22 protein-coding genes are annotated in these 25,924 nt (G+C 64.2%); 2 read left to right on the forward strand and 20 right to left on the reverse strand.

Going from position 1 to position 25,924, the window contains the following annotated elements; all coding sequences use genetic code 11:
* Nucleotides 1-251: 251 nt before the first annotated feature.
* The 15 genes from IEX97_RS04615 to IEX97_RS04685 all read right to left on the reverse strand — a co-directional run bounded on the left by IEX97_RS04615 (nucleotide 252) and on the right by IEX97_RS04685 (nucleotide 18,123).
* Complete coding sequence (locus IEX97_RS04615) at nucleotides 252-473, reverse strand: alpha/beta-type small acid-soluble spore protein (RefSeq protein WP_188881418.1); 222 nt, start codon at nucleotides 471-473, stop codon at nucleotides 252-254.
* Between the two features lie 183 nt (nucleotides 474-656).
* Nucleotides 657-1,790, reverse strand: a complete 1,134-nt coding sequence (locus tag IEX97_RS04620; protein ID WP_188881419.1) for a citrate synthase — start codon at nucleotides 1,788-1,790, stop codon at nucleotides 657-659.
* A 177-nt stretch (nucleotides 1,791-1,967) separates the two neighbouring features.
* Nucleotides 1,968-2,939, reverse strand: a complete 972-nt coding sequence (comA, locus tag IEX97_RS04625) for a phosphosulfolactate synthase (protein WP_188881420.1) — start codon at nucleotides 2,937-2,939, stop codon at nucleotides 1,968-1,970.
* Between the two features lie 91 nt (nucleotides 2,940-3,030).
* The gene (locus tag IEX97_RS04630) at nucleotides 3,031-4,422 is read right to left on the reverse strand and encodes a bifunctional folylpolyglutamate synthase/dihydrofolate synthase (protein ID WP_188881421.1); all 1,392 of its coding nucleotides are present in this window, start codon (nucleotides 4,420-4,422) and stop codon (nucleotides 3,031-3,033) included.
* 77 nt (nucleotides 4,423-4,499) lie between these two features.
* A complete protein-coding gene (locus IEX97_RS04635; RefSeq protein WP_229776396.1) occupies nucleotides 4,500-5,570 on the reverse strand; it encodes a Gfo/Idh/MocA family protein in 1,071 nt (356 codons plus the stop codon).
* Between the two features lie 30 nt (nucleotides 5,571-5,600).
* Entirely contained in the window at nucleotides 5,601-6,572 is a 972-nt protein-coding gene (locus IEX97_RS04640) for a Gfo/Idh/MocA family protein (RefSeq protein WP_188881422.1), read from the reverse strand.
* Between the two features lie 46 nt (nucleotides 6,573-6,618).
* Nucleotides 6,619-7,440 carry a sugar phosphate isomerase/epimerase family protein gene (locus IEX97_RS04645; protein WP_188881424.1) on the reverse strand — a complete coding sequence of 274 codons (822 nt, stop codon included), beginning with the start codon at nucleotides 7,438-7,440 and terminating at the stop codon, nucleotides 6,619-6,621.
* 54 nt (nucleotides 7,441-7,494) lie between these two features.
* Nucleotides 7,495-8,619 carry a Gfo/Idh/MocA family protein gene (locus IEX97_RS04650; protein ID WP_188881425.1) on the reverse strand — a complete coding sequence of 375 codons (1,125 nt, stop codon included), beginning with the start codon at nucleotides 8,617-8,619 and terminating at the stop codon, nucleotides 7,495-7,497.
* 110 nt (nucleotides 8,620-8,729) lie between these two features.
* Nucleotides 8,730-9,371, reverse strand: a complete 642-nt coding sequence (locus tag IEX97_RS04655; protein ID WP_188881426.1) for a ThuA domain-containing protein — start codon at nucleotides 9,369-9,371, stop codon at nucleotides 8,730-8,732.
* Nucleotides 9,362-10,330: a sugar phosphate isomerase/epimerase family protein gene (locus IEX97_RS04660; RefSeq protein ID WP_188881427.1), complete on the reverse strand. Its 969-nt coding sequence runs from the start codon at nucleotides 10,328-10,330 to the stop codon at nucleotides 9,362-9,364. The genes IEX97_RS04655 and IEX97_RS04660 overlap by 10 nt, the downstream gene beginning before the upstream one ends.
* A 20-nt stretch (nucleotides 10,331-10,350) precedes the next feature.
* Nucleotides 10,351-11,508: a Gfo/Idh/MocA family protein gene (locus IEX97_RS04665; protein ID WP_188881428.1), complete on the reverse strand. Its 1,158-nt coding sequence runs from the start codon at nucleotides 11,506-11,508 to the stop codon at nucleotides 10,351-10,353.
* A gap of 150 nt (nucleotides 11,509-11,658) precedes the next feature.
* Nucleotides 11,659-12,756: a M24 family metallopeptidase gene (locus IEX97_RS04670; RefSeq protein WP_188881430.1), complete on the reverse strand. Its 1,098-nt coding sequence runs from the start codon at nucleotides 12,754-12,756 to the stop codon at nucleotides 11,659-11,661.
* A gap of 83 nt (nucleotides 12,757-12,839) precedes the next feature.
* Entirely contained in the window at nucleotides 12,840-14,249 is a 1,410-nt protein-coding gene (locus IEX97_RS04675) for an L-fucose/L-arabinose isomerase family protein (protein WP_188881431.1), read from the reverse strand.
* Between the two features lie 79 nt (nucleotides 14,250-14,328).
* On the reverse strand, nucleotides 14,329-16,002 hold the full coding sequence (locus tag IEX97_RS04680) for a ribulokinase (RefSeq protein WP_188881432.1): 1,674 nt from the start codon (nucleotides 16,000-16,002) through the stop codon (nucleotides 14,329-14,331).
* Between the two features lie 42 nt (nucleotides 16,003-16,044).
* Nucleotides 16,045-18,123 (reverse strand): beta-galactosidase, encoded by a 2,079-nt coding sequence (locus IEX97_RS04685; protein ID WP_188881433.1) that lies wholly within the window; start codon nucleotides 18,121-18,123, stop codon nucleotides 16,045-16,047.
* A gap of 213 nt (nucleotides 18,124-18,336) precedes the next feature.
* On the opposite strand from IEX97_RS04685, the gene IEX97_RS04690 reads away from it, so the two are divergent.
* Nucleotides 18,337-19,530 carry a GntR family transcriptional regulator gene (locus IEX97_RS04690; protein WP_188881434.1) on the forward strand — a complete coding sequence of 398 codons (1,194 nt, stop codon included), beginning with the start codon at nucleotides 18,337-18,339 and terminating at the stop codon, nucleotides 19,528-19,530.
* A 172-nt stretch (nucleotides 19,531-19,702) separates the two neighbouring features.
* Here IEX97_RS04690 and IEX97_RS04695 read toward each other — a convergent pair whose 3' ends face one another.
* The 4 genes from IEX97_RS04695 to larE all read right to left on the reverse strand — a co-directional run bounded on the left by IEX97_RS04695 (nucleotide 19,703) and on the right by larE (nucleotide 23,608).
* Nucleotides 19,703-20,575: an aldo/keto reductase gene (locus tag IEX97_RS04695; protein ID WP_229776398.1), complete on the reverse strand. Its 873-nt coding sequence runs from the start codon at nucleotides 20,573-20,575 to the stop codon at nucleotides 19,703-19,705.
* 33 nt (nucleotides 20,576-20,608) lie between these two features.
* Nucleotides 20,609-21,925, reverse strand: a complete 1,317-nt coding sequence (gene larC / locus IEX97_RS04700; RefSeq protein ID WP_188881436.1) for a nickel pincer cofactor biosynthesis protein LarC — start codon at nucleotides 21,923-21,925, stop codon at nucleotides 20,609-20,611.
* The gene (larB, locus tag IEX97_RS04705; RefSeq protein ID WP_188881437.1) at nucleotides 21,922-22,716 is read right to left on the reverse strand and encodes a nickel pincer cofactor biosynthesis protein LarB; all 795 of its coding nucleotides are present in this window, start codon (nucleotides 22,714-22,716) and stop codon (nucleotides 21,922-21,924) included. Before larB ends, larC begins: the two co-directional genes overlap by 4 nt.
* A 64-nt stretch (nucleotides 22,717-22,780) precedes the next feature.
* Nucleotides 22,781-23,608, reverse strand: coding sequence for an ATP-dependent sacrificial sulfur transferase LarE (gene larE / locus IEX97_RS04710; protein WP_188881438.1), 828 nt, complete (start codon nucleotides 23,606-23,608; stop codon nucleotides 22,781-22,783).
* A gap of 159 nt (nucleotides 23,609-23,767) precedes the next feature.
* Here larE and IEX97_RS04715 point away from each other — a divergent pair, with 159 nt between their 5' ends.
* Nucleotides 23,768-24,751 (forward strand): aldo/keto reductase, encoded by a 984-nt coding sequence (locus IEX97_RS04715; protein WP_188881439.1) that lies wholly within the window; start codon nucleotides 23,768-23,770, stop codon nucleotides 24,749-24,751.
* On the opposite strand, the gene IEX97_RS04720 is transcribed toward IEX97_RS04715, so the two are convergent.
* The gene (locus tag IEX97_RS04720) at nucleotides 24,732-25,883 is read right to left on the reverse strand and encodes an MFS transporter (protein WP_188881440.1); all 1,152 of its coding nucleotides are present in this window, start codon (nucleotides 25,881-25,883) and stop codon (nucleotides 24,732-24,734) included. The two genes, IEX97_RS04715 and IEX97_RS04720, sit on opposite strands and share 20 nt — an antisense overlap.
* Between the last annotated feature and the right edge of the window lie 41 nt (nucleotides 25,884-25,924).

Genomic DNA, 25,924 nt, shown 5'->3' on the forward strand with positions numbered 1-25,924 from the left:
AGATGCACGCCCGGCCTTCCACCGGGGACATCTCGGCCATGTGGCTGCATCTGTATCCAACAGCCGCGCGCATCTGCGGGATAACGTATGCGGGATATCGTATGCGGGGGCCGATCCGCCGCGTGCCTGCGCCAAGGCCTTCACCGCGCCATCCTCCCGTCGCCGCACGCCGCCCAGCCACATGAAAAAGACCCAGCCACACGGCTGGGCCCTCAACAAACCGTATGCGATTGACGCATGAAAGTCGCGTGTCAAGCGTTGGCGCGCCCCGCCAACTGCTGCTCCGCCAGCGCGACCAGCTTCCGCGTGATGTTGCCACCAATGGCGCCGGTGTCCCGCGTCGCCATGGTACCCCAATACCCGTCGGCCGGCGTCGCGATGCCGAGTTCCGCCGCGACCTCATACTTGAGTTGATCCAGCGCCTTCGCCGCACCGGTCACCACGGGGGTGTTGCGCTTCTGTCCGAGTGCCATTCGGAATCACCTCCTTGTGGCCCTTATTGTGTCCGCCACAGGAGGTCGTACCCTGACACATTCTGCCCCGCATGCCACCGCCGCCGACAGACGCGCCACGACCGCGGACACGTCTCCGTCACGACAAACTCGCCACCGCCGCCGGCACGCGCCGCCGCCGGCGGTGCGTTCATCTGCCCGCGGTCAGCGCTGTGCCAGCGGCACGAACGTGCGCCGGGTCGGGCCGGCGTATTCCGCACGCGGCCGGATGAGACGGTTGTTGCGGTACTGCTCCAACACGTGCGCCGTCCACCCGGAGATACGGCTGCACGCGAAAATGGGCGTGTACAGGTGCGTCGGCAAGCCGAGGGAATAATACAACGACGCCGAGTAAAAATCGACGTTCGGGTTGAGACCCTTTCGGTCCTTGACCACCCGCTCGATGACCTGGGACATCTCGAACCACTTGGTCACGCCAACCCGTTCGCCCGCTTCTTTGCTCAACTGACGCAGGTGGGTTGCCCGCGGGTCCTCCGTCCGGTAGACGCGGTGGCCAAAGCCCATGATCTTCTTCTTCTCTGCGAGCGCCTCGTCAATCCACGCCTCCGCCCGGTCTATCTCGCCGATTTCAAGCAACATCTTCATGACCTGTTCGTTCGCCCCGCCGTGCAGCGGGCCTTTGAGCGTCCCGATGGCCGACACGATGGCCGAGTAGATGTCGGACAGCGTCCCCGCCGTGACGCGCGCCGAGAAGGTCGACGCATTGAGTTCGTGATCAGCGTGCAGGATGAGTGCGGTGTTGAACGCCCGCTCGGTGAACGTGTCCGGTTTTTCCCCGTTCAACAAATAAAAAAAGCTGGCCGCCATGCTGAGGCTTTCATCCGGCTCCACCGGCTGCAGGCCCTTGCGAATCCGCTCATACGAGGTGACGATGGTCGGGATCTGGGCCACGAGCCGCACGGCTTTGCGCAGGTTCGCATCCATGGTGTCGTCGTTCGCATCGGGATCGAACAGGGCGGCGTACGACACCGCGGTGCGCAGGACCGCCATGGCGTTGGCGTCTTTGGGGACTTCCTTCAGGAAGGCCAGAACGCTGGGATGCAGCGACCGTTGCGTGGCGATGCTGCGGTTGAATTCAGCGAGTTGGGCGGCGTTCGGCAGGTCCCCGTACCAAAGCAGGTACACGACCTCTTCGAACGATGCCCCGCCGTTGACCAGGTCGTGGATATCGTAACCGCGGTACAACAAGCGGCCTTCACGCCCGTCCAGGAAGCAGATTTCCGACAGGCTGGCCACGACATCTTCCAAGCCCGCGACAAACGACGTTTCTTTCGACATCGACAAACCTCCTCGCTGTGGAGCTAGCCGTCCCGACCGCCGCTCGGAAAGACATGGTTTATTATACTACAACGGGACCGGCCTTACCAAAGCGCCCCGCCGGGCTGCCGGCGGGGGCGGAGGCAGGACAGGGACGTGGATGACGGAGCGTGCAGGTGAAGATGCGTGCGGCAGGTGTCATGAACTGGATCGGCGGGGCGGCCGCCGTTCGCCGGGACGGTGCGAACCGCCGTCCGTCCAGAGGGTCAATCCGCCCGCCGCTCCCCAACCGGACGCGCCACCGACTCCGAGATCGCCAGACTTGCCCAATCCGTGCTCCCGTCCGCCCGCCGGCGGCGCGGGCGGCGCCTCCGGCAGGCCCAAGGCGACGCGCAGGGTGTCGCTCTGCAGCCCGCGCCGCAAAGACTCCAGCGCCACCACATCGCGCGGCCGCACGTTACCCAGGTTCACCCGGTTGCCGAACGTCCGGATGTAATACACTTGTTGCGCAAACCGCGGCGCCTCCCAGATGAGCCGCGTGGCGAGCGGTCCAAGGACTTCTGCGAGCGCCTGCACCTCTTGTTCCCGAACGTTGCCCTCGCGGTCGTAGATCTCCGTGTTTTGACCGCACGCGCGGCCCTCGATGAGGACGTAATCCGCGCCGCTGTTCAGATCCGCCTGCACCATCCGTGCCTGTTCCTGCACCCCGAGGTGATGGCCAGGCGCCTTTTTCCCCACCTCCGTGAGCACCGTGAAACCCATCTGGTGCGCCGTCCGGATCACCTCGCGCCGCAGCCGCGGCGGCACATCGATGGTCCCGTCGGACACTTCGACCGCCCGCACGCCGCCTGCCCACAACCGCTCCAGGTAGGCCTGCCATACCCCTTGCGCGATCGCGATTTCCAGCGACGTCCCGCCGGGATAAGCGAAGACGCCGTACTCCTGGCAGATGGTGATCTTGTCCATGACCCGCTCCGGCGGGTACACGGACGCGCTGGCGAACGCAAACTTCCAGAAATCGATGTGTTCAGCCGCCATCTGGAGCAGGTCGCGCATCCAAGTCAACGGGATGCCGGTGTCGATGACCATGGTCAGACCGGCAATCCGCGGCTTGCCGACACGGCCCGGCAAAGGATTGGACAACACTTGCGACCAATACGGATGTTCCATGCTGCGCCCTTCCTTCCGTCACCTGTTAGGATCGTTCGTTACAGGATATGGGCGCCTGCCATGGACCGTGTCATCCGTGCATAGAACGCGCTCAACCCTCGCAGGGTTCGCGCCAAAGCGAAGTCGTGTCCGCCCCGAACAAGGACAAGGTATCGCCGACGAACGACTGCGTCCCGAGAAACAGCACCGCATCCTCCCGGCCAATCCGTTGTTTGGCGACAGCCCACGCCGCCGCCACGTCCGGTGCCGTCGCCACGTCCGGAAAAAGGCTGCGCGCCTCCGTCAACCAGCCGCGGTCAAACCGCAAGTGCGGGTTGCGCGCCCGCGTGAGCACCACCCAGTCGGCGTGGCCGCAGAGGGCGGCGAGCACCCCGGCCCCGTCTTTATCGTCGGGCAGCCCCAGCACCGCCCCCACCATGCGCACCTTGCCGGACGCCCGCTTGCGCCGCACCCAGTTGGCCACCATCTGTGCCGAGCTGCGATGGATGGTACCGTCCACGACCAGAAGCGGCTGCTCGGACAGGACGTGCATCCGCCCGGGCAAGCGCAGATGCCGCAGGTCGAGACTCCGCGGGAACGGTTCCCCGCCCCGCACGGCGCGCCACACCTGGCGGGCCGCGTCCAGGGCGACGGCGGCGTTGTGCGCCAAACTGGCCACATCCTCGTGCAGGCGCACCACCGCGGCGCCGTCTTCGTCCGCCACCTCGACGAGAAGTTCGTCCGCACGGTCATCCCGCACGATGCGGTGCGTGATACCCTCCCCCAGCACGCGCAGGCGGGCGCCGCGCGCGGCACAGGCGTCCCGAAGCACTTCCGCCACGACGTCCGCCTGCGGATGGGCGCACACCCATGCGGTCTCCGGCGTAACCACCCCGGCTTTTTCGATCGCGATGTCGCGCAACGTCGGTCCCAGTTGCTGGACGTGCTCCATGAATACCGGGCCGACGATGGCCCCCTGATGCCGCCAGCGGTTGACGTCGTCGTGGAGCGCGCCGCGCCCAAGCTCGACGACGTTGACATCCGTTTTCTCCTCGCGGAACCACAGGCTCGCAATCACCGCGAGAATCCCCACCGGACCGACGTACTGCAGCGGCGGGACCGGCAGCGCCTCGACCACCGGCCCCACTTCATCCATCCATGCGATGAACCGTTCTTCGGGCATCACCTGGCCGTTCACCCGAAACCGTTCCATAAAGTCCACCAGGTGCGGCCCGGTGAACAAGCCGACCCGCAGCCCGCACTGCTGCAGGATGGCCGCCAGCAGGATGGCGTGCGATCCCTTGCCTTTGCTCCCCGTGATGGCCACACTGTACGCGGCGGTGTCCGGGCGGCCGAAATGGTCGAACAGGCGATCTGTCCATTCCGGGTGCCGGACCTCCCGGTCGTACGTGCGAACAAGGTCCGGTCTGACCCGCTGATACGAAGCGTATACCCTCGCAATGGCGTCGCGAGCCATCCACTTGCGCTGTTCAGTCTGTTCCAAACTGCACGCCCCCGTTCACACCGATGGCGCCCTCGCCCCAAGTCAGCCAACAGTGTACCACACACGGGTGAAGGCTGTCAGAGCCGAACCTCCCCGCGCGCCTCCGAGGAGCGCCGGATGGCATCGAGCATGAACACCACGTCCCGCCCTTGGCGCACGTCGCTGATGGGCGTCTCCCCCGTGCGGATGCAGTGCAGGAAGTGGTCAATCTGATTCTGATACAGCGGTCCCATGTCGACGGAAGGCACCGTCTCGGTCAACACCTGATGCGCTGTACCGTAAACCCGCAGCGGATCGAGAGACACGCCGCCCCGGCGGCCGAACAACTCCAGTTTGAGCGCGTCATCCTGCGGTCCGTTGAGCGCCCAGGACACTTCCATTTGGATGACGGCCCCGTTCGCCAGCCGGATGAACGCTGCAGCGAAATCCTCGGTGGTATAGACCTCGTTGTCCTGATTGCCTGACGAATGCGCGGTCCACGTGGAGATGAAGTCGAGGTGATCCGCCCCGATGCCCTGGACCAGATACCCGCTCACCGCTTCCGCGCGCGGCCTGCCCATCAGCCACCACGTCAGGTCCAGTGCGTGCACGCCGATGTCGAGCAGCGGGCCGCCGTCGGAAATCGATACATCGGTAAACCAACCGCGCGGACTGCCGCGTCGGCGCAAAATGCGCGTTTTCGCGTAGTAGATGTCACCGAGGTCTCCGGCATCGACGAACCGCTTCAAAACCTGTACATCATTGCGGTACCGGTGGCTCATGCAGACCATCAGGACTTTGCCTGTCTGCTCCACCTTCTCCACCAATGCCTCCGCGTCCGCGGGACGGGTGGTCATCGGCTTTTCCAACAGCACATGCACCCCCGCGTCGAGAGCCGCCAATGCGAGCTGCACGTGGGAGGTGTTGGGCGTGCAGATGCTGACCGCGTCAAGCGCTTCCGCTTGCAACATGCTGTGTATATCCGGATACACCTTGGGGACTCGACGCCCCGTCTGGGCCGCGAACTTTGCCGCGGTGCGCTCCACACGCGCTGCTTCCACGTCCGCAAACGCGACCACCTCGACATCCTCGCGCGCCGCATAGCTGGGCAGATGCGCCACCGTGGCAATGGCGCCCACCCCGACGATCCCAATGCGCACTTTGGTCACCTGCGTTTCCTCCTTTTCTCTATCTTTTCTCTATTCGATATCCTCCGGCACCACGGGTTGGCCGCTGCGCGCAGAAGCGTTGGCCGCCAAGGTCAATGCGAGCGTCCGGGCCGCATCCACATACGGCGAACGGATAAGGCTGGCGTCGCCCGTCGCGACAGCCTGCAGAAATGCTTTGTCCTGCCGCGCGTAGAAGTCTTCTCCGGCAGGCACCACTTCCCTGCCCGCGGATGTGATGAGCACTGCACCGTCCATGTCAATCCGCAAGCGGAAATGACGGCCGAATACCTCCACCCCTGCCGCATGATCCACTTGCGTAAACGTCGTGGTCAACGCCCCGACGGCACCGGAAGCGAAACGCACATTCACACACCCGACATCGTAGATGTCGAGATCGGCGACGTCTCTCGATGCCACGAGGGCCATCTCCGCGTGCACCCGCGTCACTTCCTCGGCCAAATAACGCATCAAGTCCGCGATATGCGTGCTCTGTTCGACCAATTGGCCCCCGGATAAATCCATCCTGCGCCACCAGGGGGTGGGGACGAACGACGTGTGGTAAAAGCCGACGACCATGGCGATCTCTTTGTCCGCCAAATACGACTTCGCCCATTCGACAGGTTCGTGGTAGCGAAGGCAATACCCGGCCGCCGCCAACACGCCTGACACTTGGATGACCTCAGCCTTGTGCCGGACAGCATCCATATCCAATCCGAGCGGCTTTTCGACAAACAGATGAACGCCTCTGCGCGCGGCCATCTCTTCCATTTCACCGTGGGCAAACGGCGGCACACACAGAAATACCGCGTCCAGCCTCTCCGCCGCCAACATCCGCCCATAATCCGTATACTTGGCTGCACCCACGCGCGCCGCCGCTTCGGCAGCCACCGGTTCCGCCACGTCGCACACGGCCACGACTTCCGCCAGGCCGGATGCCGCAATGCGATCCAGATGCACCCTGCCGATGCCGCCAGCACCGACGACCCCGATGCGCAAGCTCATCCTCGCCTCGCCTCCTGCCAAGATGGTATGAACATTCCATCATCATTCAGATTCGGAATATCCTGCGCAGATGGCGGGCCGTATCCTCAATCAGGGCCGCCGGATCCGAGGCGTATGGCACAAGTTCCGCAGTTACATAATCGTCATAACCCACTTCCGCGAGCGCCGTGCGGACGGCCGGCCAGTCGACGTCCCCCGCGAACAGGGGTACAAACCCGTGGATGGTGCCGACCTGGGTTTTGAAATCCTTGACATGCACCTTGATGATGCGTTTCCCGAGCGTGCGGATCCACTGTTCCGGAAAGCCGAAGGCGAGGACGTTGCCGACGTCGAAATACGCCCCCACATACGTGCTGCCGAACTCATCGATGTAACGAGCCATCTCCAGCGGGGACAATAGAAATTTATTCCATACATTCTCAATCCCGATGCGCACCCCGAGCCGTTCCGCCACTGGAACCAGTTCGGCGATGGCCGCCTGGCTGCGGGCATAACACGCTTCATACGAGACGTCCCGGTTCACCACGCCGGGGACGACGAGGATGGTATCCATCTCCATCTCATGTGCCAGTTCGAGTTGCCGGCGCACGACGTCCTGGCCGCGGGCCCGGACGTCAGGATGGGGATCCGAAAGCGGCGTCGACCACAGCAAGCCGGTGGACAGGCTCTTGAGTTCCAAGCCTGCCGCTTCCGCTTCACGACGGATGGCCCGCGCCGCGCTCGCGCTCGTCTCCAGCGTCAACCCCACCCCGCCGGCCGCATCCAGGTTCAACTCCACACCATCGAGCCCGGCCGCCGCGCACTGGGCAAACACGTCCGCAAGCGGCGTGCCATCCGGAAAACACCATTGATTCACCGCGATTTTCACCGCAATCCCCCCTCGCGGGCCTGCGAGGCTGTGGCAAGGTGACGCGAACAGCTTTCAGCCTCGCAGACGTGCGCGCAAGTCGTCCCCAGGGCCAGGCTCGGGGAGGGCGGCCGGACGGTCACACCGGCTCTGCAACGTGTAGTGCCGGCCTTCTGCGGACGAGAGGTGGAACCCGTGCATGGCCTCGAGCACGTGGTATCCCACCGCACCGTGGCAGCGGTGTTCCCGCCCTGTCAAGATGGCGCACGCCATCTCGGCCACGCCCACACCGCGGCAGTTTTCCGTGAAGCCGTGTGTGAGCGGCACCTCCTGCCATCGGTCCTCTCCGCGGCGGCGAAGACGGACCGGGCCCCCGAACGTGTTCGGGTCGGGGACGCTGATGGTCCCTTCGGTTCCATAGATCTCAATGAACGGCAATTGCGCGAACCAGACGTCGAAGCTGGTGATGATGGTGCCCACCGCGCCCCCTGCGAAGTCGATCACGCCGGCAATATGGGTCGGCGTCTCGACCCGGATGGTCTGTCCGAACTTGGGCTGGCTGGTGATGGTGCGCTCCGGAAACGTGATCTGTGCAGAACCGGTCACCCGCCGCATGGGCCCGATGAGCGTCACCAACGCCGTGAGATAATACGGACCCATGTCAAACATGGGCCCGCCGCCCACCTGGTAATAAAACTCAGGATTGGGATGCCAACTCTCATGCCCGTGCGACATCATGAACGCCACCGCGGCGACCGGACGGCCAATCAACCCGTCATCTATCAGTTTGCGGCAGGTCTGAATCCCGCCGCCGAGCACGGTATCCGGCGCAGTTCCCACGCGCAGCCCCTTTTCGGCAGCAAGCGCGAGGATGTGCCGGCCATCCTCGAGGCTCACCGCCAACGGCTTTTCCACGTACACGTGCTTGCCTGCCGCGAGCGCCGCAAGGCACACCTCGGCGTGCGCCTGCGGCACCGTAAGATTGACCACCAATTGGATCTCGTCGTCCCGCAGCAGTTCTTCCACTGTGCACGCCTTCGGAATGCCGAATTCCGCCGCCCGTGCCCGCGCCCGCGCCTCATCGATGTCTGCGCACGCCACCACGTCCACGACGTCGTACGACCGCAGGTTTCTGAGGTAGACAGCGCTGATGTTGCCACAACCCACGACGCCGACCTTGATGGTTTCTCTTGGTGTCACTTTGAAAACTCCTTATCCGCGATGACTTGGGGTGGTTGAAGCGAACGTTCACGCTTTTTCCTGAACCGAGGCAATCCTGTCCCGCTTGGCGGTGACAGACGCTTGGACCTTCACCGGGCGCGCGCGGCCCATACCATGCCTCGGCGCATCAACGTCAGAACCGGCGGCATGCGGACGATGTCCGCCTGGTGGCCCAAAGAGCAGTAAAACACCTTCCCCTCGCCGTACGTCTTGGTCCAGGCCACCGGCATCTTCACACCGTCGAAATCCGTCGTGGCCAACACGTGAATGGCCGGATCGATATGCATATAGTACTTCTCCGATGTGACGGTAAAATCGTCGAGGCCCGAGGTGATGGGATGCGCGCGGTCTTCGATGTGGACCGTGTAGGTGACGCCGTCACCGCCCGGATGGGCCACCCACTGACCACCGACCATGTACTGGTACTCCGGCTCGTTGCGGAACGCATCCCCCATGCCGCCGTGACACCCGGCCACGCCGGTGCCGCGGCGCACGGCTTCCAGAAACGGATTGAGCTGTTCCGGCCGGATGGTCCCCATCGTCCAGATGGGGACGATGAGGTCCATCTGCCGCACCCGCTCCGCATCGAGAAAGCAATCGAGGGTATCGTAAACCTCGACGTCGAACTGCTCCTCCCGGAGCAGTCCGGCGAGGATTTCCGCCACTTCCGCCGGTTGGTGACCTTGCCAACCTCCTTGGACAATCAGCGCCCGTCTGCGGCTTACGCCCACCAAATTTCACCCACTCGCTCTTTGATCAACTGATCCTTGAGGAAGCGGACCGCCTTCTGGAAGCCCTCCTCGACCGACATCAGGCTGTCCTCGTGCTCAATGCTGATGACGCCGTCGTAGCCGACGAGTTGCAGGGTGCTGATGATCCGGCGCCATGTCTCCTCGCCGTGGCCGTAGCCCACCGTCCGGAAGATCCATGACCGGTGGAGCTCATCGCGGTAGCTCTTCGTGTCGAGCACGCCGTTGACCGCGGTGTTCTGCGGATCGATGGCGGTGTCCTTGGCATGGAAGTGGTACAGCGCCCCCGCCTTCGCCAGATCCTTCAAGCAGGCGACCGGATCCATACCTTGCCAGAAGAGGTGGCTCGGGTCGAAGTTGACCCCGATGTTGTCCCCGCACGCCTCGCGCAGGCGCAGCATCGTCTCCGAGTTGTAGACGACAAAGCCCGGATGGGATTCGATGGCCACCCGTACGCCATGCGCCTTGAGGAACTTATCCTGCTCCCGCCAATACGGAATGACCTTTTCTTCCCACTGCCACTTGAGGACGTGGAGGAAGTCCTCCGGCCACGGGCACGTCACCCAAGCCGGGTTCTGCGAGTGCTCCGACTCTCCCGGGCAACCGGAAAAGGTGATGACGGTCTTCACGCCAAGCCGCTCCGCCAACAAGACGGCGTTCACAAAATCCTCGTGGAAGCGGCGCGCAATTTCTTTGTTGGGATGCAACGGATTCCCATGGCAGCTGAGGGCGCTGATCTCCAGGTTCCGCTGCTCGACGGCCTTCCGGAACGCCTTGAGCTTGCTCTCGTCCGCCAGGAGCTCTTCCGGATTGCAGTGCGCCTTTCCGGGATACCCGCCGCAGCCTATCTCCACCGCTTCGAGGCCGCTCGCGGCAATGTAGTCCAACGCTTCCTCCAGCGGTTTTTGACCGAACAGTACCGTGAACACGCCCAGTTTCACTGTGCATCCGCTCCTTGTGGTCAAATCTCAACCTTCACCCAGGCCCGCTCCGCGATGGAGCGCTCCACCGCCTCCAGCACCGCCTGGCAGCGCAGCCCGTCTTCAAAGTTGGGCACCGGTTGCCGCCCGTCGCGCAGCGCCGCGAGCAACTCCACCACCTCATGGACGATGGTGTGCTCGTAGCCGAGGCCGTGACCGGCCGGCCACCAGCGGTCGGCAAACGCGTGCGGCGGATCGGTGGCCAGGATGCGCCGAAAGCCCTGCACGTCGGCGTCGTCGTCGCGGAAGAACACCTCGAGTTCGTTCATCCGCTCGAAGTCGAAGCGGACGCTGCCCTTGCTGCCGTTGATCTCGAACGCGTGGGTGCAGCGGTGGCCCGGCGCAAACCGCGTCGCCTCAAACGTGCCGATGGCGCCGTTGGCGAACCGCGCCAAAAAGACCGTCGCGTCGTCGACCGTGACCTCGCCGTACTCGCCGGACGCCTCACCGCTGGCCGAAAGTCCGGTCATTTCCGCCGCGAGCGGCCGCCGCTTGATGAACGTTTCCGCGAGGCCGACGACCTCCGAAATCTCGCCCACCAAAAAGCGCGCCATGTCGATCACGTGCGCCCCCAAGTCACCGAGCGCCCCGGACCCTGCCACCTCCTTGCGCAACCGCCACACCAGCGGAAATTCCGGATCTACAATCCAATCCTGCAAGAACCAACCACGGAAGTGGTAAATGGTGCCAAGGCGGCCACTGGCGATGAGCGACTTCGCCAATTGGACGGCGGGCGCGAACCGGTAGTTGAAACCAATCATGTGCACGACGCCCGCTTCCTGCACCGCCGCCAACATCTCGCGGGCGTGTTGAAGCGTGAGCGCCAATGGTTTTTCGCAAAACACGTGTTTTTTGTGGCGCGCCGCCGCAAGGACGATTTCATGGTGCACGTCACTGGGGGCGGAGATGTCAATCAAGTCGACGTCGTCGCGCGCCACCACCTCGCGCCAATCGGTCACGGCGTGCGCCCAGCCGAACTGCTGGCGCGCCTTTTCCACGTCGGAAGCGTCCCGGCCGCAGATCACCTGCTTCACCGGCTTCGGCACGTCCGGGAAGAACAGCGGGATGTCGTGATAGGCATGGCTGTGGGCTTTGCCCATGAACTTGTACCCGATGATGCCGACACGGACTTCCTGCATTCGCCTCACACTCCTTTGCGACGGTTTCCTATGGCCACCGCTGTGCAAGACTTGGTTCGCCCCATGACCATTCTAAAATATCCGATCCCGTTTGAAAACGCTTGATTGAAACAAACAGCCCGGGCATTCCGCCCGGGCCGCGTGCCCTGTTCACAGTTCCAAGATATCCGCCTGCGACAACGTGAGTTCGCCGACCGTAATCTCGCTGCGCGGCCACGGTCCGCCGCTCGCGGTGACGAGGACGGGCCCGCTGTCCGTGATGAGGAACGTGTCTTCCGCTTTGTACCCAGGGATCGAGGGGTTCCATGCGAACGCCTGCCCGCTGTGCACGACCTCCGTGGACTGCGGCGTGGCGATAAAGTCGCGCGTCTCATAGCCAATCCCGCCGCCTTGATGGTGCTTTTGCCACTCTCCGGGATACCCGAGCCGCTCGTACACCGCCTGGGCGTGCGACAACACGTCCGCCACCTTGCGCCCGGGTTTGGTGGCGGCGACCATTTCGCTCAGCACCCGTTGCACACGGTGGTGATGTTGGCGCGCCTCGTCGCTGAGCCGTCCGTTGTGCACCGTCCGGGTCAGCGCCACGATGAGACCGTGCCGCTCCGCGCACGACACCATCATCGCCGTATGGTGGAACGGCCGGTCGTTCGGGATGGGATGGCGGTACTTGAGGACCGGATCGTCAATGCCGACCAGGGACACGATAGGGAGGATGCCTGCCTCGAGCAACGCCCCGTCCACTTTGGCCATGATCTGGCGGCCGGTCATCCCTGGCTGCACGCCGGCCATCACGTCTTCGATGACCCTGGCCGCATCGCGGCCGAGTTCCATGTACCGCTCCACCTCATACGAGGTCATGGGATAGCGCAGGCTGCGCACCTCATCCCCGAGCGCCACCAGGCCCGGCAAAGGGATGTCGCTTCCTCGGCGCGACCCGGGCAGTTTCCACACCTGCTCCGCCAACGACTGGTACCACGGAAACACGTGAGCCTCCACAGGCAGTCCGGTAAAATCTTGCTCCAGAAGGCGCGGCATCTCGATCACGTTGGCCAACAGGTGCACAGCATCCTGGGTCACGTACAAGGCGACCTCGCCCTGCACCGCCTGCCGGGACACCACGTTCAGCGCCCCGGAAGACAACCAGCGGAAGTTCGCGACACCCGCGATGAGGATGCCGTCCAACTTCTTCTCTTCCGCCAAGCGGCGGACGCGTGCGACCTTCTCGTCAAACTCGGCGCGCAACCGCACCAACCTCGCCTCCTCGCGTTCCGCCCGCGCCGCCGTCCTGCTCGACCGCGGCGCAAGCCGTGTTCCTCCCGAAGCATACACGTTCATTCATGCAAATAGACTTCCCAACCCAGATACGTTTCGAGCGCCTCGCGGATGGCCGCAGCCGTCCTGGACAGGTTGACCGAGACGTGATGCTCGAACCCGTTCTTGCAGATGTACTGAAGCAGGCTCTGGAAACGCGGCACCTCGACGACGCCGTACCCGCCGAACGTCTTGAGTTCGTCGTCGGTGAAGCGGCCCTCGCCGACGTACGCCTTGATCTTGCCGGCGGTGTCATCCGAGCTGAGGCGCAGGTACGTGAACGCCTCGGGGCGGATCCGGCCGTACACCGTGCCGTACGTGTTCTCCTTGCCGACGGTGCCGGCGATGATCTCCTGATAATGCATCTCCGCCTGTTGGAAGAAGTGCTTGGGCAGGTTGCTGCAGTGGAAGACCACCGCCTTGTTGGGGTCGCCCTGGTAGTTGTTGTTCCAGTCGAGAATGGCGCTCGGTGTCCCCGACGCGGCCTGCAGGAGGTACATCGACACCATGCCCATGACGTCGACTTCGCAGGCGCTCGGCAACAGGTTGTTGCTCATCATGCTCATCAGCGTGCAGGGCACGACCCCGAAGAACTCCTCGATGGCCGTCCAGCACTGGATGGCGGACGCCTTCAATTCGAGGTCGTTCATCCACTGCTCGACGACGACGCCGAACTTCGCCATCTTGATCAGCGATTCCCGCGGAATGCCGCGCGTCTGGACGTATGACGTGATCTCGTCCAGCTTGCGGGTGACCGCCGGATCGTCATCCGCCAGGCGGCCGATGCGGCCGAGCACCTCCGAGAGGTCGAGCGTATCGACCGAGATGCCATAGCGCTCGAGCAGCTTCTCACTGTAGCGGACCGTGTTGAAGTTGGCCGGCCGCGCGCCGATGGCCCCGATGCGCAGGTTGCGCGTCGCGCCGACCACGCGGCAGACCTGGGCGAAACGCTCCAAATCTTGCCGGAATGCCTCCGATTTCGGGTCGACCGTGTGCAGCGCGGTCAAGGAGAACGGGATGCCGTACTGATACAGGTTGTTGCAGACGGAGATCTTGCCGCAGAAGCTGTCGCGCCGGGAGCTGATCCCCATCTTGCCCGCGTCGTCCGGCGTCGCCTGCACGAGCACCGGCACCCGCAGCCCGGAGAGGCGGATGGTCTGGGCGATGGAACGCTCGTCACCGAAGTTCGGAAGGGTCACGATGATGCCGTCGATCTCGTCGGCATGCGCCTTGAACAGGTTGGCGCACTTCTGGGCGTCGTGATAATTTTCCACGCTGCCGTACGGCGTATCCTCCGGCGTGAGGGCGATGACGCGATGCCCCGCCGCCTCAATCACCTCAATCATGTGTTGGCGCCCGGATTCGCAGAGATGGCTCGGGAAGAAGCCGCGATTCCCGACGATAAGACCGAATGTCAGCGATTTCTTCATCCTCGTCGCGTCCTCCTTCGTGGTCAGGCCCAAACGGCTGCCGACAAGTGCAATTCGACAGCCGTTGCCGGGTTCCTGCTTAGATACGTTGCGATCCCGTGACATCCAAGCGAATGCGCTTGAGTGCATGCAACAGATCCACACGTGACTGGCCCAACATCTCGTACAAATCCTTGTAGATGGCGTAGACGCGATCGTACACGGACTTCGCCGCGCCGTTCGGCTGATACACCCGCAACACCGGCGGCGCCAAGGCCGCACTCGCCTCTTGAATCGTACGGAATCCGCCCGCCTCCGGCCCTGCGGCCACCGCGCCGAACATCGCGGCGCCGCGCGCCGGGATCTCGCTCGACGCCCGCACCGTCACCGGCAGTCCGCACACGTCGGCGTAAATCTGCATCAAGAGCGGGCTCTTGTGCGCGATGCCGCCGCAGGCGGCAAGGTCGCGGATCGCGACGCCGTGCGCCTGGAAGTTTTCCACAATCCGCCGCGTGCCGAACGCGGTCGATTCGAGCAACGCCCGGTAGACGGCTTCCGGCGTCGAGGCCAGCGTCAAGCCGGCGATGACACCGGTCAGATCCGCGTCGCCGAGGATGCTGCGGTTGCCGTTCCACCAATCGAGCGCAACCAATCCCGTTTCCCCGGGAGCAAACCGGGCCGCCAAGCGCTCCAGGTGCTCATAGATGTTCAAGTGCGCCTTTTCGGCTGCCGCGAAGTAGTCACCGGGGACCGCGTGCTGCACGAACCAGGCGAACATGTCGCCCACCGCGGCTTGGCCGGCCTCATAGCCGTACCAACCCGGGAGAATGCCGTCCTTGACCACCCCGGTGATGCCCGGGAGGCGAATCTCCTCCTTCGTGACCGTCAAGTGGCAGATGGACGTCCCCATCACCATGACCAAGGTGCCCGGCTCCGACACCCCGCACCCTGGCACCGACACATGGGCGTCGACGTTGCCCACCGCAACCGCGACACGGGTCGTCAACCCGAGCATGTCGGCCACGTCCGGGCGCAGGTATCCGGCGCGGGTGCCAAGCGGATAAAACGTGGTGCCCAGCTTCTCCGCCGGTTGCGTGAACGACGGATGGAGCGCCCGGAAGAAGTCGTCACTCGGCAACCCTTCCTCTTCCGACCACATCGCCTTGTACCCCGCGGTGCACGAGTTACGCACCTCGCGCCCGGTGAGAAACCAAACGATGAAGTCGGTGGCCTCGATGAAACGGTCGCACGCCGCGTAGACCTCGGGCGCTTCCTCGAACACCTCGAGCAACTTGGGAAAATACCATTCGGACGAAATCCGCCCGCCGTAGCGGGAGAGGAACGTCTCCCCGCGCGCCGCCGCCACCTCGTTGATGCGGTCCGCGATGCGCTGCGCCGCGTGGTGCTTCCACAGTTTCACCCACGCGTGCTTGTTCCGCCGCCACTCCGGCAGCGCACACAGCGGGATCCCGTCCCGCGTCACCGGCAGGACGGTGCACGACGTGAAGTCGATCCCGATGCCGATGACCTCCTCGCCCCGGATACCGGCCTTCGCCAATGCGGCCGGAATGCCTTCCGTGAGCACATGGATGTAATCATCCGGGTCCTGCAACGCCCAATCGGGCGGCAGCGGCTCTCCCGTCTCCGGCAGGACGTCGTCGATCACGCCGTGCCGGTACGGCACGACCACGGTCGCCATCTCCTCGCCGTTGGCGAGGTTGAGGATGAGCACTCGCCCGGACTCGGTACCATAATCAATCCCGATGCTGTACACGGCAAACCCCCTCCTTCTCGACCTTTCACCTTTGTGCGCTCTTCACGCGCGGGCAGCCGGCTCCCCGCTCGCCAGGACGAACACGTCGAACGGAGCCATCTCGACCCGGCCGTGCACCGAGCGCCCTGTCAGCACATCGGCAAACGACTGATGGAGGCGCACAGACTGCGGTGCATGGCTGTAATTCAACAGAAAGACGTACCGCGCACCGCCTGGCTCATGCGCCCGGACGGCCAGTTCCACGTCTTCCGGCAGGTCCATCACGCCGGACATGGGGGATTGCAGCCCGAGCAGGCGGCACACCTGCCGCGCGGCCTCCTCATGAAACGCCGCGCCGTAATACACCACTTGGCCTTGGCCAACCCGGCGCCGGACGACCGCCGGCTCGCCGTCGTAATAGTCCCCCTTGTACACCGCCACCACCTCCGCGTCGCCGGCCGTCACGCGCAAGATGTCATTGAACCCCTCCGCGGCCACGTCGGTCAGCCGGGCATCCATCCAATGGATGACCGGCGGCGTCTGCTGCGGCCCGATGAGGGTGAAATCGGCGACCTCGATGCCGCACAAGCCGGCCACGGGCCCGGGCATGGGCGCCATCCGGCAGTGGCCGCGCTCGTCCTTGTAGCCGGTGCGGCAACCGAAGACGAGCGTCCCGCCCGCCTGCACGTAATCGGACAACACCTGCGCCACCCGTTCCGTGAGGATGGCCGGATGCGGATAGATGAGCACCTTGTACCGAGCCAGGTCGCCCACGGTCGTCTCGGGCCGGATGAATACGGCGTCCGCCGGGATGTGGTTGCGCTGCAGCGCCTTGCACCACGCCAGCACGCTCTTGCGCATGAGCGGCCCGTACCAGACGTCAAACTCACCGTCCCACTCGTTGTCGTAATCGCACAGGATCCCTACGTCAGCCACATACCGGCTGCCGACGATCCGCTCTCCAATCCTGCTTAGTTCCTCTCCGATGCGCGCCACCTCGGCCAGGCGCCGGTTCGGCCGGTTGTGGTAGTCGTTGAGGCCGTGCCAGTAGATCTCCGTGCCGAACACGGCCGTGCGCCATCGGAAGTACAGCAACATGTCCGCGCCGTGCGCGATGGACTGGTAGGTCCACAAGCGCATCTGTCCAGGCTTCGGAGAAGGCGCGGCCATCCGGTTCACCCAGCCGCCGGGTCCGGACTGCTGCTCCATCACGCAGAAGTTTGGTGAGATGCTCCGCGCCACGCTAAGATGCCAACTCCACCTGCGGTCGAACAGCGGCCGCGGCCCCTCATCGGGCCATATGGTATGGAAGTTGGGATAAGAATCGTAAGAGATGAAGTCAAGCGCTTCCTCCGTCAGCCGATGGCTGTCCAAGTGCCCGAAGATGCCGTTGGTCGTGATCCAGTGGTGCGGTGCAATCCGCCGGATGATGTCGGCTTGCAGCTTGGCGAACGAGATGGCGCTGTCGGAGAAAAACCGCTTCTCATCCAGCGCTTGGTGCGGATTCGGCGACTGGCTCACCGTGGGGCGCGTGAGGTGAACCTGGTCCCAATCGGAGTACGTCTGGTTCCAGAAGACCGTGCCCCACGCCTCGTTGAGGGCGGCGAGGGTGCCGTATTTGCGCTTGAGCCATTCGCGGAATGCGGCGTGATCGGCCGGAGAATAGAAGACGTCGATCTCGCAGTTGAGCTCGTTGTCGATCTGCCAGCCGACGACCGCCGGATGGTCTTTGTAATGGCTCGCCAATTGTTCGACGATGCGCGCGCACAAAGCGCGGTAGATGGGCGCGTTGTAGTTGTAGTGCCGCCGCTGGCCGTGCTGGTACACGACGCCTTCCCGGGAGACGTTCAGCACCTCCGGGTACTTGTGCGTCAACCACGCGGGCGGCGTCGCGGTCGGTGTGCCGAGAATGACCTTGAGCCCGTGCTGGTGGGCGAGATCGATGGCCCGGTCAAACAGGTCGAATGTGAACCGGCCTTCCTCCGGCTCGAAGATGGACCAAGCAAACTCCCCCATGCGCACGATGGAAAAACCGAGTTCCCGCATGCGTTGAAAATCGTCCGCCCAAAGGTGTTCCGGCCACTGTTCGGGGTAGTAACACACCCCGAGCATGAAACGGTCCACATGGAGCCGCTTTGCCATTTTACGCCCCCCGCATATTGTACGAACAAGGTCATGGATACTGTCATACTATAGACAAATGCAAGCGTTGTCAACTCATCACACGGAAATGAACCGGAACGCCAAACAGGATAAACTTGTCTGGTTGACAAGGCTTACGATCATGTGGTACGTACAAAACATCACGGCGAGGTTTGTGGTACGCTGGAGAAAAACAGGGAACGAGTGCATGCGATGAAGCGGAAGACGACACCGAAGTACCGACAATTGAAACACGAGATTCTGAGTTGGATTCACAGCGGCAGGTTTCAACCGGGAGACGCCATTCCATCCGAACACGAATTGGCAAGCCAGTACGGGATCAGCCGCCATACCGTGCGCCAGGCCATCACGGAGCTTGCACACGAGGGTTGGCTGATCCGCGAACAAGGGAGAGGCACGTTCGTGGCATCGGGGCAACCGGCGCCAGACCCGCACGTCCACGTGCAAAGACCGCGCTCCGGCCTGGTCGCGGTCGTCACGACCTACATTTCGGATTACATCTTTCCGTCCATCATCGAAGGCATGGAGTCGGTGCTCACCCCGCGCGGTTTCACCATCCTGCTGCTCAATACCCGCAATGATTTCCAGCAGGAGGCTCAGGCCATCTCATCCATCCTAGAACACGGCGCAGAAGCGGTCATCGTGGAAGCGACGAAGAGCAGTTATCCGAATCCGAACCTGGCTCACTATTTTCGCTTATTGGAGCGGCAGGTGCCGATGGTCATGCTGCACAGCGATTATCTGGAGCTCGGCGTGCCGTGCATCCGCGTCGACGATGCAGGCGGATGTGAACAGGTCACCCGCCACCTGCTCGAGATGGGACATCGCTTCATCGGCGGCATCTTCAAGCAGGACGACATGCAAGGCAGGCACCGCCTGCGCGGTTTCGTCCGTGCGTTGCGCGCGTTCGGCGCCCCGCTCCACCCAGAGTGGCTGCTGTCTTATGAAACGCCCGACATGGATACGGTCGCCGCCCTGTACATCGACCGCTTTGCCCGTCATCTGCCGGGACAACGGCCGACGGCGGTGGTCTGTTACAACGACTACATCGCGCTGCAGCTGATCCGAGCCTGCAAGCAGCATGGGTTCTCCGTGCCGGAGGACATCTCCGTGGTGGGGTTCGACGACTTTCAGCTGGCGTTGGCCGGGGAAGTGCAACTGACCACCGTGCGCCATCCCAAGTTTCGGATGGGCGTCAAAGCAGCCGAGTGGATTCTGGAAATGATTTCCGAGGCGCGCGCCGTGCCTTGTGCCACGCCCAACGCCCGCGAACACGCCGGCGCGGCCGACGGCGGAAACGAAACGGCGGCAGAGCGCCCGCGCGAATTTGTGTTTACACCCGAACTCGTCCTCGGCACGTCGGTGCGGCGCGTTCCCCTGGACTGACCCGCGGAACGGAGATGCGTACGCAAACGGAGCAGCCCGTGCGAAAACAGGCCGGCCTCTGCAGGCCGGCCGCTTTCGCACGGGCTAGACCACGCGGATGCGCAGATCCGGCGCGGCCGGCGCGCACGCTTCCGTCCAAGAAACGAGAGGATGCTGCACGCCGCGACCGCGCTCAAAACGGCCCGAACGGCGAGGCATAGCTGCCCGCGGTCGCCATCAAGGCCTCCTGCTCCTCGCCCGACAGCTTCCGGTACCGCTTGTACGCCTCGACGATCTTGGGCAAAAGACGCACATCCCCCGCGCTGGCGAGCCCCGTGATTTCCGGCCGCGACAGCACAAACGACACGCAACGGTCGATGTGCTCCTGGTCGTCGAACGGCTCATACCACGTGGCGTACTTCTTGGCGTCCTCGCTCGGCCACGGGCCCCGCGCGATGGCCTTGATGGTCATCAGGCCCACATCCTGGCGCTTGACTTCTTCCACCAAGGCGTCGAACGCCTGGCGGTATTCCGGGTTGTTGTAGAGGATGAAGTTGTACGGCGTCAGCACCGTCTCAAACGGATACCTGCGCAGGGCTTCAAGGTGCACTTTCGGAGCCAGGTGGCCGTGGCCGGTGATGCCGATGTGCTTCACCATGCCTTGCTCCTTGGCGGCGATGGCGGCTTCCAACGCACCCCCCTTGCGCGTGCACTGGTCCAGCTCTTCAAACGACGTCACCGCGTGCAGCTGCATCAGATCGACGGAATCCACCTGCAAGCGCTTGAGCGACCGCTCAATCGACCGCATGGCCTCATCGCGGGTCCGTTCCCCCGTTTTCGTCGCGAGGAAGATCTTGTTCCGGATCTTCGGCATCCAAGGCCCGAGGCGGAGCTCCGATTCGCCGTACGAAGCGGCGGTATCGAAGTGATTGATGCCGCTGTCGAGCGCGAACTGGATGGAGGCGTCCGCCTCCTCCTGCGACACGTCGCTGAGGCTCGCCGCCCCGAAGATGATGACGGAACTCATGTGGCCAATCCGGCCCAACCGGCGCGTTTCCACGCTCATCCCTCCCTCAGGGGTGCACATCAGGATCTATGGTCACGGTTCCAAACCACGATGGCTGCCATCTCCAGGATGCTCTGTCTGGAACCGCAACACGCATTCGGCCAGCGCGGCCTGATACACCTCTTTCACCGCGACCTGACAGGACTCGGCGATCCGGCGGCAGTCTTCAAACTCCGGCGCCATGTTGACCATCCGCCCGTCCCAGCGGGCGAGCTTGACGCGCACCGGCCCCCAACGCGTCGTCACCTCGACCCACTCGCGTGCCAGTTCCAGCTTGTCGACCCGGTACGCCCTTAGCCCGATGCTCGAGGTCTGGAGAAACACCTCCCGCGCCACCTGATGCGCAGCGTCCGGTGCGCACAGGGCACGCAACATGAGCGCGGGCCGCCCCTTCTTCATCACCACGGGCACCCACCAGGCGTCCATCGCGCCCGCCCCCAGCAGCCGTTCGAGGACGTAACCCGCAGCCTCCGGGCTCATGTCGTCGACGTTCGCCTCGATGACCACCGCCTCCACCTGGCGCACATCCCCGGCTGCACATCCCGCCGCGCGGGCGGCGGCATCGCCCGCCGCTACGGGGAGGATGCGCGCGAATACACCCGCCGTGTCCGGGATGGCCGCAGCGTCCGCAGACACGTCCGCCCATGCACCGAGCTGGATGCGCAGGACGTTGGCGACCGGCAATTCCTTCGTCCCCGCACCGTACCCGCTCTTGTGCCCAATGAACACCCGCCGCTCGGCCGGCTTGGCCAATGTACGCAAAATGGCCGCGCCGGTCGGGGTCGTCGTCTCGCCAAAGACGCCTGAAGAGTACGTCGGATACCCCTGCAGCAACCGTTCGGTCGCCGGAGCCGGCACCGGCATGCGGCCGTGCGCGCACTCGACGGTCCCGCCACCCACTTCAATCGGGCCCACCACACACTCCGGTTGCCCCAACAGGTGCCATGCAATCATCGTCCCCGCGATGTCGACGATGGCGTCGACCGCCCCCACCTCATGAAAGTGGATCGACTCGGGCGTGGTGCCGTGCACCGCCGCCTCCGCCTCGGCCAGATGGGTGAACGCCTCCATCGTCTTCTCCTTCACGACGTCCGGCAGGTCGCTCGCATCCACGATGGCCCGGATGTCGCGCAGGTGGCGGTGATGGGGACTCGGCCGCGTATGGACGTGCACCTTCGTCGCCGCAATGCCGCGCCGCTTCACCCGTTCCACCACAATCTCGTACTCGTCCACCGCCAACCCGGCGAGCATGCGCCGCCAGGATGCTTCATCCACCCCCAGGTCCAACCAAGCCCCGAGGAACATGTCGCCGCTGGCGCCGGCCGGACACTCGATCTTCGCCACGTTCATCTCGCTTCGTCGTCCCCTTCTTCGTGCGCTGCGGCCGAACCTTCATGCCCGGCCATGCGGTTGATCATGCTCGCCAAGTACCCGGCACCGAACCCGTTGTCGATGTTGACCACCGCCATGCCGGGGACGCAAGAGGTCAACATCGACATGAGCGGCACAAACCCGCGCAGCTGAGCGCCATAACCCACGCTGGTGGGCACGCCGATGACCGGTTTATCCACCAATCCCGCGAGGACGCTCACCAGTGCCCCTTCCATGCCAGCCACCGCGACAATCACGCGCGCGCGCCGGATGGTGTCGATCCGCCGCAACAGCCGGTGCAACCCAGCGACGCCGACGTCGTAGACGCGCGTGACGCGGCTGCCCATCGCCTCACAGGTCACCGCCGCCTCCTCGGCCACCGGGAGGTCGGACGTTCCGGCCGCGACGACGGCGATCTCGCCCGCCGCACGTTGCGGCCCGCGCCGGATGAGGATGGTTCGCGCCACGGGATGGTACTCCGCGTCCGCCACCTCTTCGCGCAACCGCAGGTACACCGCCTCGCTGGCGCGCGTCCCGAGCACGTTCGATTCACCGCGCGCCGCCAGGCGGGCCAGGATCTCCGCCGCATGCTCCACCGTCTTGCCCTCGCAATAGACGACCTCGGCAAATCCCTTGCGCAACGTGCGCTGATGGTCGATGTTCGCGTAACCCAAATCCTCACTGTCGGCACCGCGCAATGCGGCGAGCGCCTCATCGACCGCAAGCTGTCCGGATGCCACCGCAGTCAGGATGTCTCGATATGTGCGCATCTTCCGCTCCTCATCCTCAATCAGTCACATGCCGTGGTCTTACGCCCTGTCACACGCCGTGGCCTTACGCCCCGCGCACCTGCTGCACCGGCAACACCTCGTTCAGACTGCCCGAACGGTAGCCCTGCAGGTCGAGACTGACGTACGCGTAACCAATCTCTTTCAACTTCGCGGTGATGGTCTCCGCCACCGCCACCACGTCCATCAGCTTGTCGGGCGCCACCTCAATCCGCGCCAGCTTGTCGTGCTGACGCACACGCACCTGGCGGAAACCAAGCTGCATCAGGAACGCCTCCGCCTGTTCAATTATCGACAACTTCTCGAGCGTGATCCGCTCTCCGTACGGGATGCGGGAGGACAAGCAGGCGAACGACGGTTTATCCCATGTGCGCAGCCCCATCTGCCGGGAAAGGTGCCGGATCTCCGCTTTCTTCAACCCGGCTTCGAGCAGCGGCGCCCGTACGCCGCGTTCCCGCGCCGCTTGCAAGCCCGGACGGTGCTCACCGAGATCGTCCGCGATGGCGCCGAAGACGACATGGGAGAAGCCGCGTGCGTTCGCGATGGGGATGAGGTGCGAGAACAACTCCTGTTTGCAGAAATAACAGCGGTTGACGGGATTCTCCGCGTACCCGGGGATGTCCAGCTCGCTGGTATGAATCACCTCGTGCACCGCGCCCAGCTCGGCCGCCAACTGGACAGCCTCCTCCCGCTCGCGCGCGGGATACGTCTCCGAATCCGCCGTGATGGCCAGGACGTTGTCCCGCCCAAGCACATCGAGCGCCGCTTTTAACAGGAACGTACTGTCCACGCCGCCGGAAAACGCGACGACCACCCGCTGCAATTCAGCCAGGATGGCTTGCAACGTCTCGAATTTTTGTGCAATCTGATCCATGACGACCGCACCTCCTGGCGGCAGGCAGAACCGCCGCATCGTCAAAACTTTGTGATAGCTGCACAGCCGACGGCAGGGCCTTGGGCAGCGCTTTCGCCCAGGCACGAGACTAGTATAGAATGTTTACGTTTGAACAACAAGAAGTTGAGGGGGAGACGGATGCGTTACCGCGAACTGGGCAACACGGGCCTGCGCGTCAGCGAAGTCAGCTTCGGCACCTGGGCCATCGGCGGCAGCTGGGGCACCGTCGACGAACGCGAGGCGCTGAACGGCTTGGCGCGGGCCATCGACGCGGGGGTCAACTTCTTCGATACCGCCGACGTCTACGGGGACGGCCGGGCGGAGCGGCTGCTCGCCATCGCCACCAAAGGGCGCAAGCACGACATCTACATCGCCACCAAGTTTTGCCGCGCCGCCGACATCCACGATCCCCAGACGTACTCCGAAGCCTCGGTGCGCCGTTTTTGCGAAGCCAGCTTGCGCCGGCTGGAGCGCGATACCATCGACCTCTACCAGGTACACTGCCCGCCGCATGAGATCATCCGCCAGGGCACGGTGTTCGAAGTCCTGGACAAGCTGCAGCAGGAGGGCAAGATCCGCCATTACGGCGTCAGCGTGGAGACGGTGGCCGAGGGCCTGACCGCCATCCAATACCCCGGCGTACGCGCCCTGCAAGTCATCTTCAACATCTTCCGCCAAAAGCCGGCGACCGAACTGTTTCCGCAGGCGGCCGCGAAAGGCGTGGGCATCCTCGTCCGTTTGCCGCTCGCGAGCGGCCTGTTGACCGGCAAGTTCAAGAAGACGGACACGTTCCCGCCCGATGACCACCGCCACTTCAACCGCGACGGCCAGGCGTTCAACGTCGGGGAGACGTTCGCGGGTCTGCCTTTTGAGAAAGGCGTGGAGCTGGCTGACGAACTGCGCTGGATTGCCGAAGGGCGCGGCACCATGGCGCGTGCCGCGATGCGCTGGATCCTCGACTTCCCCGAAGTCAGCTGCGTCATCCCGGGCTTTAAAAACGCCGCGCAGGTGGAGGACAACCTGGCCACCCTCGACGTCCCTGGTTTCAGCGCGGACGAACGCGCACGCCTGCAACAGTTCTATGAAGAGAAGGTCAAACCGTTCATTCGGGGGCCGTATTGAGCCGCTCGCCCGACCATCTGCCGAACGCGACAAACCCCAGTGCGGCTGCGGCGGCCGCAGCCGCGAGGGCACCGTACAACCACTGCGGACCGGCGGCGGCCATCACCAAGCCGCCGGCCGCGGTGCCGACGATGTTGCTCAACCCCGACGACAAGGCAGCGAACGCGGTCTGCCCCGTCGCTTTCCAGCGCGCGGGCACCAACGCGTTCACCATCTCGACCGATGCGCTGTTCGTCAGCGCGAAACCGACCCCATCCAACGCCTGGACGGCCAACAACACCCATAAGGGAGGAGCCGCAGCCACGACCGCGTACTTCACGGCGTACATCCCCGCCCCAAAGCAAAGCACCGCCGGTCGCCCGAACCGCGCCTGCAACCAGCCTGAGATGTAGAAGAACGGAATTTCGACGACGGCTGCAACGGAGAAATTGGCGCCAAGGCCCGTCAACGGGTAGTGCAGCGCTTGATAATACAGCCCAAAGAACGAGAAGTTCACCGCCGACGTCAAAGACAGCAGAAAGCAGATGGAGGTAAACCCCAAGAACCGGGCATCCCCCGCCACCTCCCGCACGCCGGAAAGGATGGGCATCCCGGCCCGCCGCGGCTGCGGCGGAAAGGCGAGGAGCACCGCGGCGCTGGCCAAAGAGAACACCGCGTACACCCAAAACAAATGGGCATAGCCAAAGCGGCCGTACGCATATCCCGCGATCACGGTGGACACTGCGAATCCCAGCGCGCCCCACAGCCTGGCTTGGCCGAAGGAGAAACCGTGTTCCTCACCCGCGCGCACCGCGATGGCGTCGAAGATGGGGCCGCTCGCCGACTGCAGCACGGCCGTCACCACCGCGGTGACCCAGAGCAGCCAACCGCGGTGTGCTGCCACGTATCCAGCCAAGGCCACCGGAGACAAGAGCGCACTCACCATCAGCACCGTGCGCGCGTCGCGCGCTTTGTCGCTCAGCGCGCCGAGCCACGGCTGTGCCACCATGCCGGCCAGCGCATTGGCCGCCATCAGCATGCCGATGACCACCGCGGAAATCCCGCGCGCGTGCAGATACAACGTGAGAAACGGGAAGGCGGCCCCGAGGCCGCCGTAATAGACCAGGTAGTACAGGGCGATCCGTCCGCGCACGCGCACGCCTCCGTTCGCAAGCTGTGGCGGCGCGCGTCCCG

Origin of the sequence: Paenalicyclobacillus cellulosilyticus, assembly GCF_014647315.1 — a bacterium.
In the GTDB taxonomy this organism is placed as follows: Bacteria; Bacillota; Bacilli; order Alicyclobacillales; family Alicyclobacillaceae; genus Alicyclobacillus_J; species Alicyclobacillus_J cellulosilyticus.

Coding starts and splice junctions, on each gene's coding strand:
- larE (WP_188881438.1), bottom strand. CDS start 23,608: ATGGATCAGATTGCACAAAAATTCGAGACGTTGCAAGCCATCCTGGCT.
- IEX97_RS04665 (WP_188881428.1), bottom strand. CDS start 11,508: ATGCAGGAAGTCCGTGTCGGCATCATCGGGTACAAGTTCATGGGCAAA.
- IEX97_RS04615 (WP_188881418.1), bottom strand. CDS start 473: ATGGCACTCGGACAGAAGCGCAACACCCCCGTGGTGACCGGTGCGGCG.
- larB (WP_188881437.1), bottom strand. CDS start 22,716: ATGCGCACATATCGAGACATCCTGACTGCGGTGGCATCCGGACAGCTT.
- IEX97_RS04690 (WP_188881434.1), top strand. CDS start 18,337: ATGAAGCGGAAGACGACACCGAAGTACCGACAATTGAAACACGAGATT.
- IEX97_RS04620 (WP_188881419.1), bottom strand. CDS start 1,790: ATGTCGAAAGAAACGTCGTTTGTCGCGGGCTTGGAAGATGTCGTGGCC.
- IEX97_RS04640 (WP_188881422.1), bottom strand. CDS start 6,572: ATGAGCTTGCGCATCGGGGTCGTCGGTGCTGGCGGCATCGGCAGGGTG.
- larC (WP_188881436.1), bottom strand. CDS start 21,925: ATGAACGTGGCGAAGATCGAGTGTCCGGCCGGCGCCAGCGGCGACATG.
- IEX97_RS04695 (WP_229776398.1), bottom strand. CDS start 20,575: ATGAGCGTGGAAACGCGCCGGTTGGGCCGGATTGGCCACATGAGTTCC.
- IEX97_RS04715 (WP_188881439.1), top strand. CDS start 23,768: ATGCGTTACCGCGAACTGGGCAACACGGGCCTGCGCGTCAGCGAAGTC.
- IEX97_RS04685 (WP_188881433.1), bottom strand. CDS start 18,123: ATGGCAAAGCGGCTCCATGTGGACCGTTTCATGCTCGGGGTGTGTTAC.
- IEX97_RS04675 (WP_188881431.1), bottom strand. CDS start 14,249: ATGAAGAAATCGCTGACATTCGGTCTTATCGTCGGGAATCGCGGCTTC.
- comA (WP_188881420.1), bottom strand. CDS start 2,939: ATGGAACATCCGTATTGGTCGCAAGTGTTGTCCAATCCTTTGCCGGGC.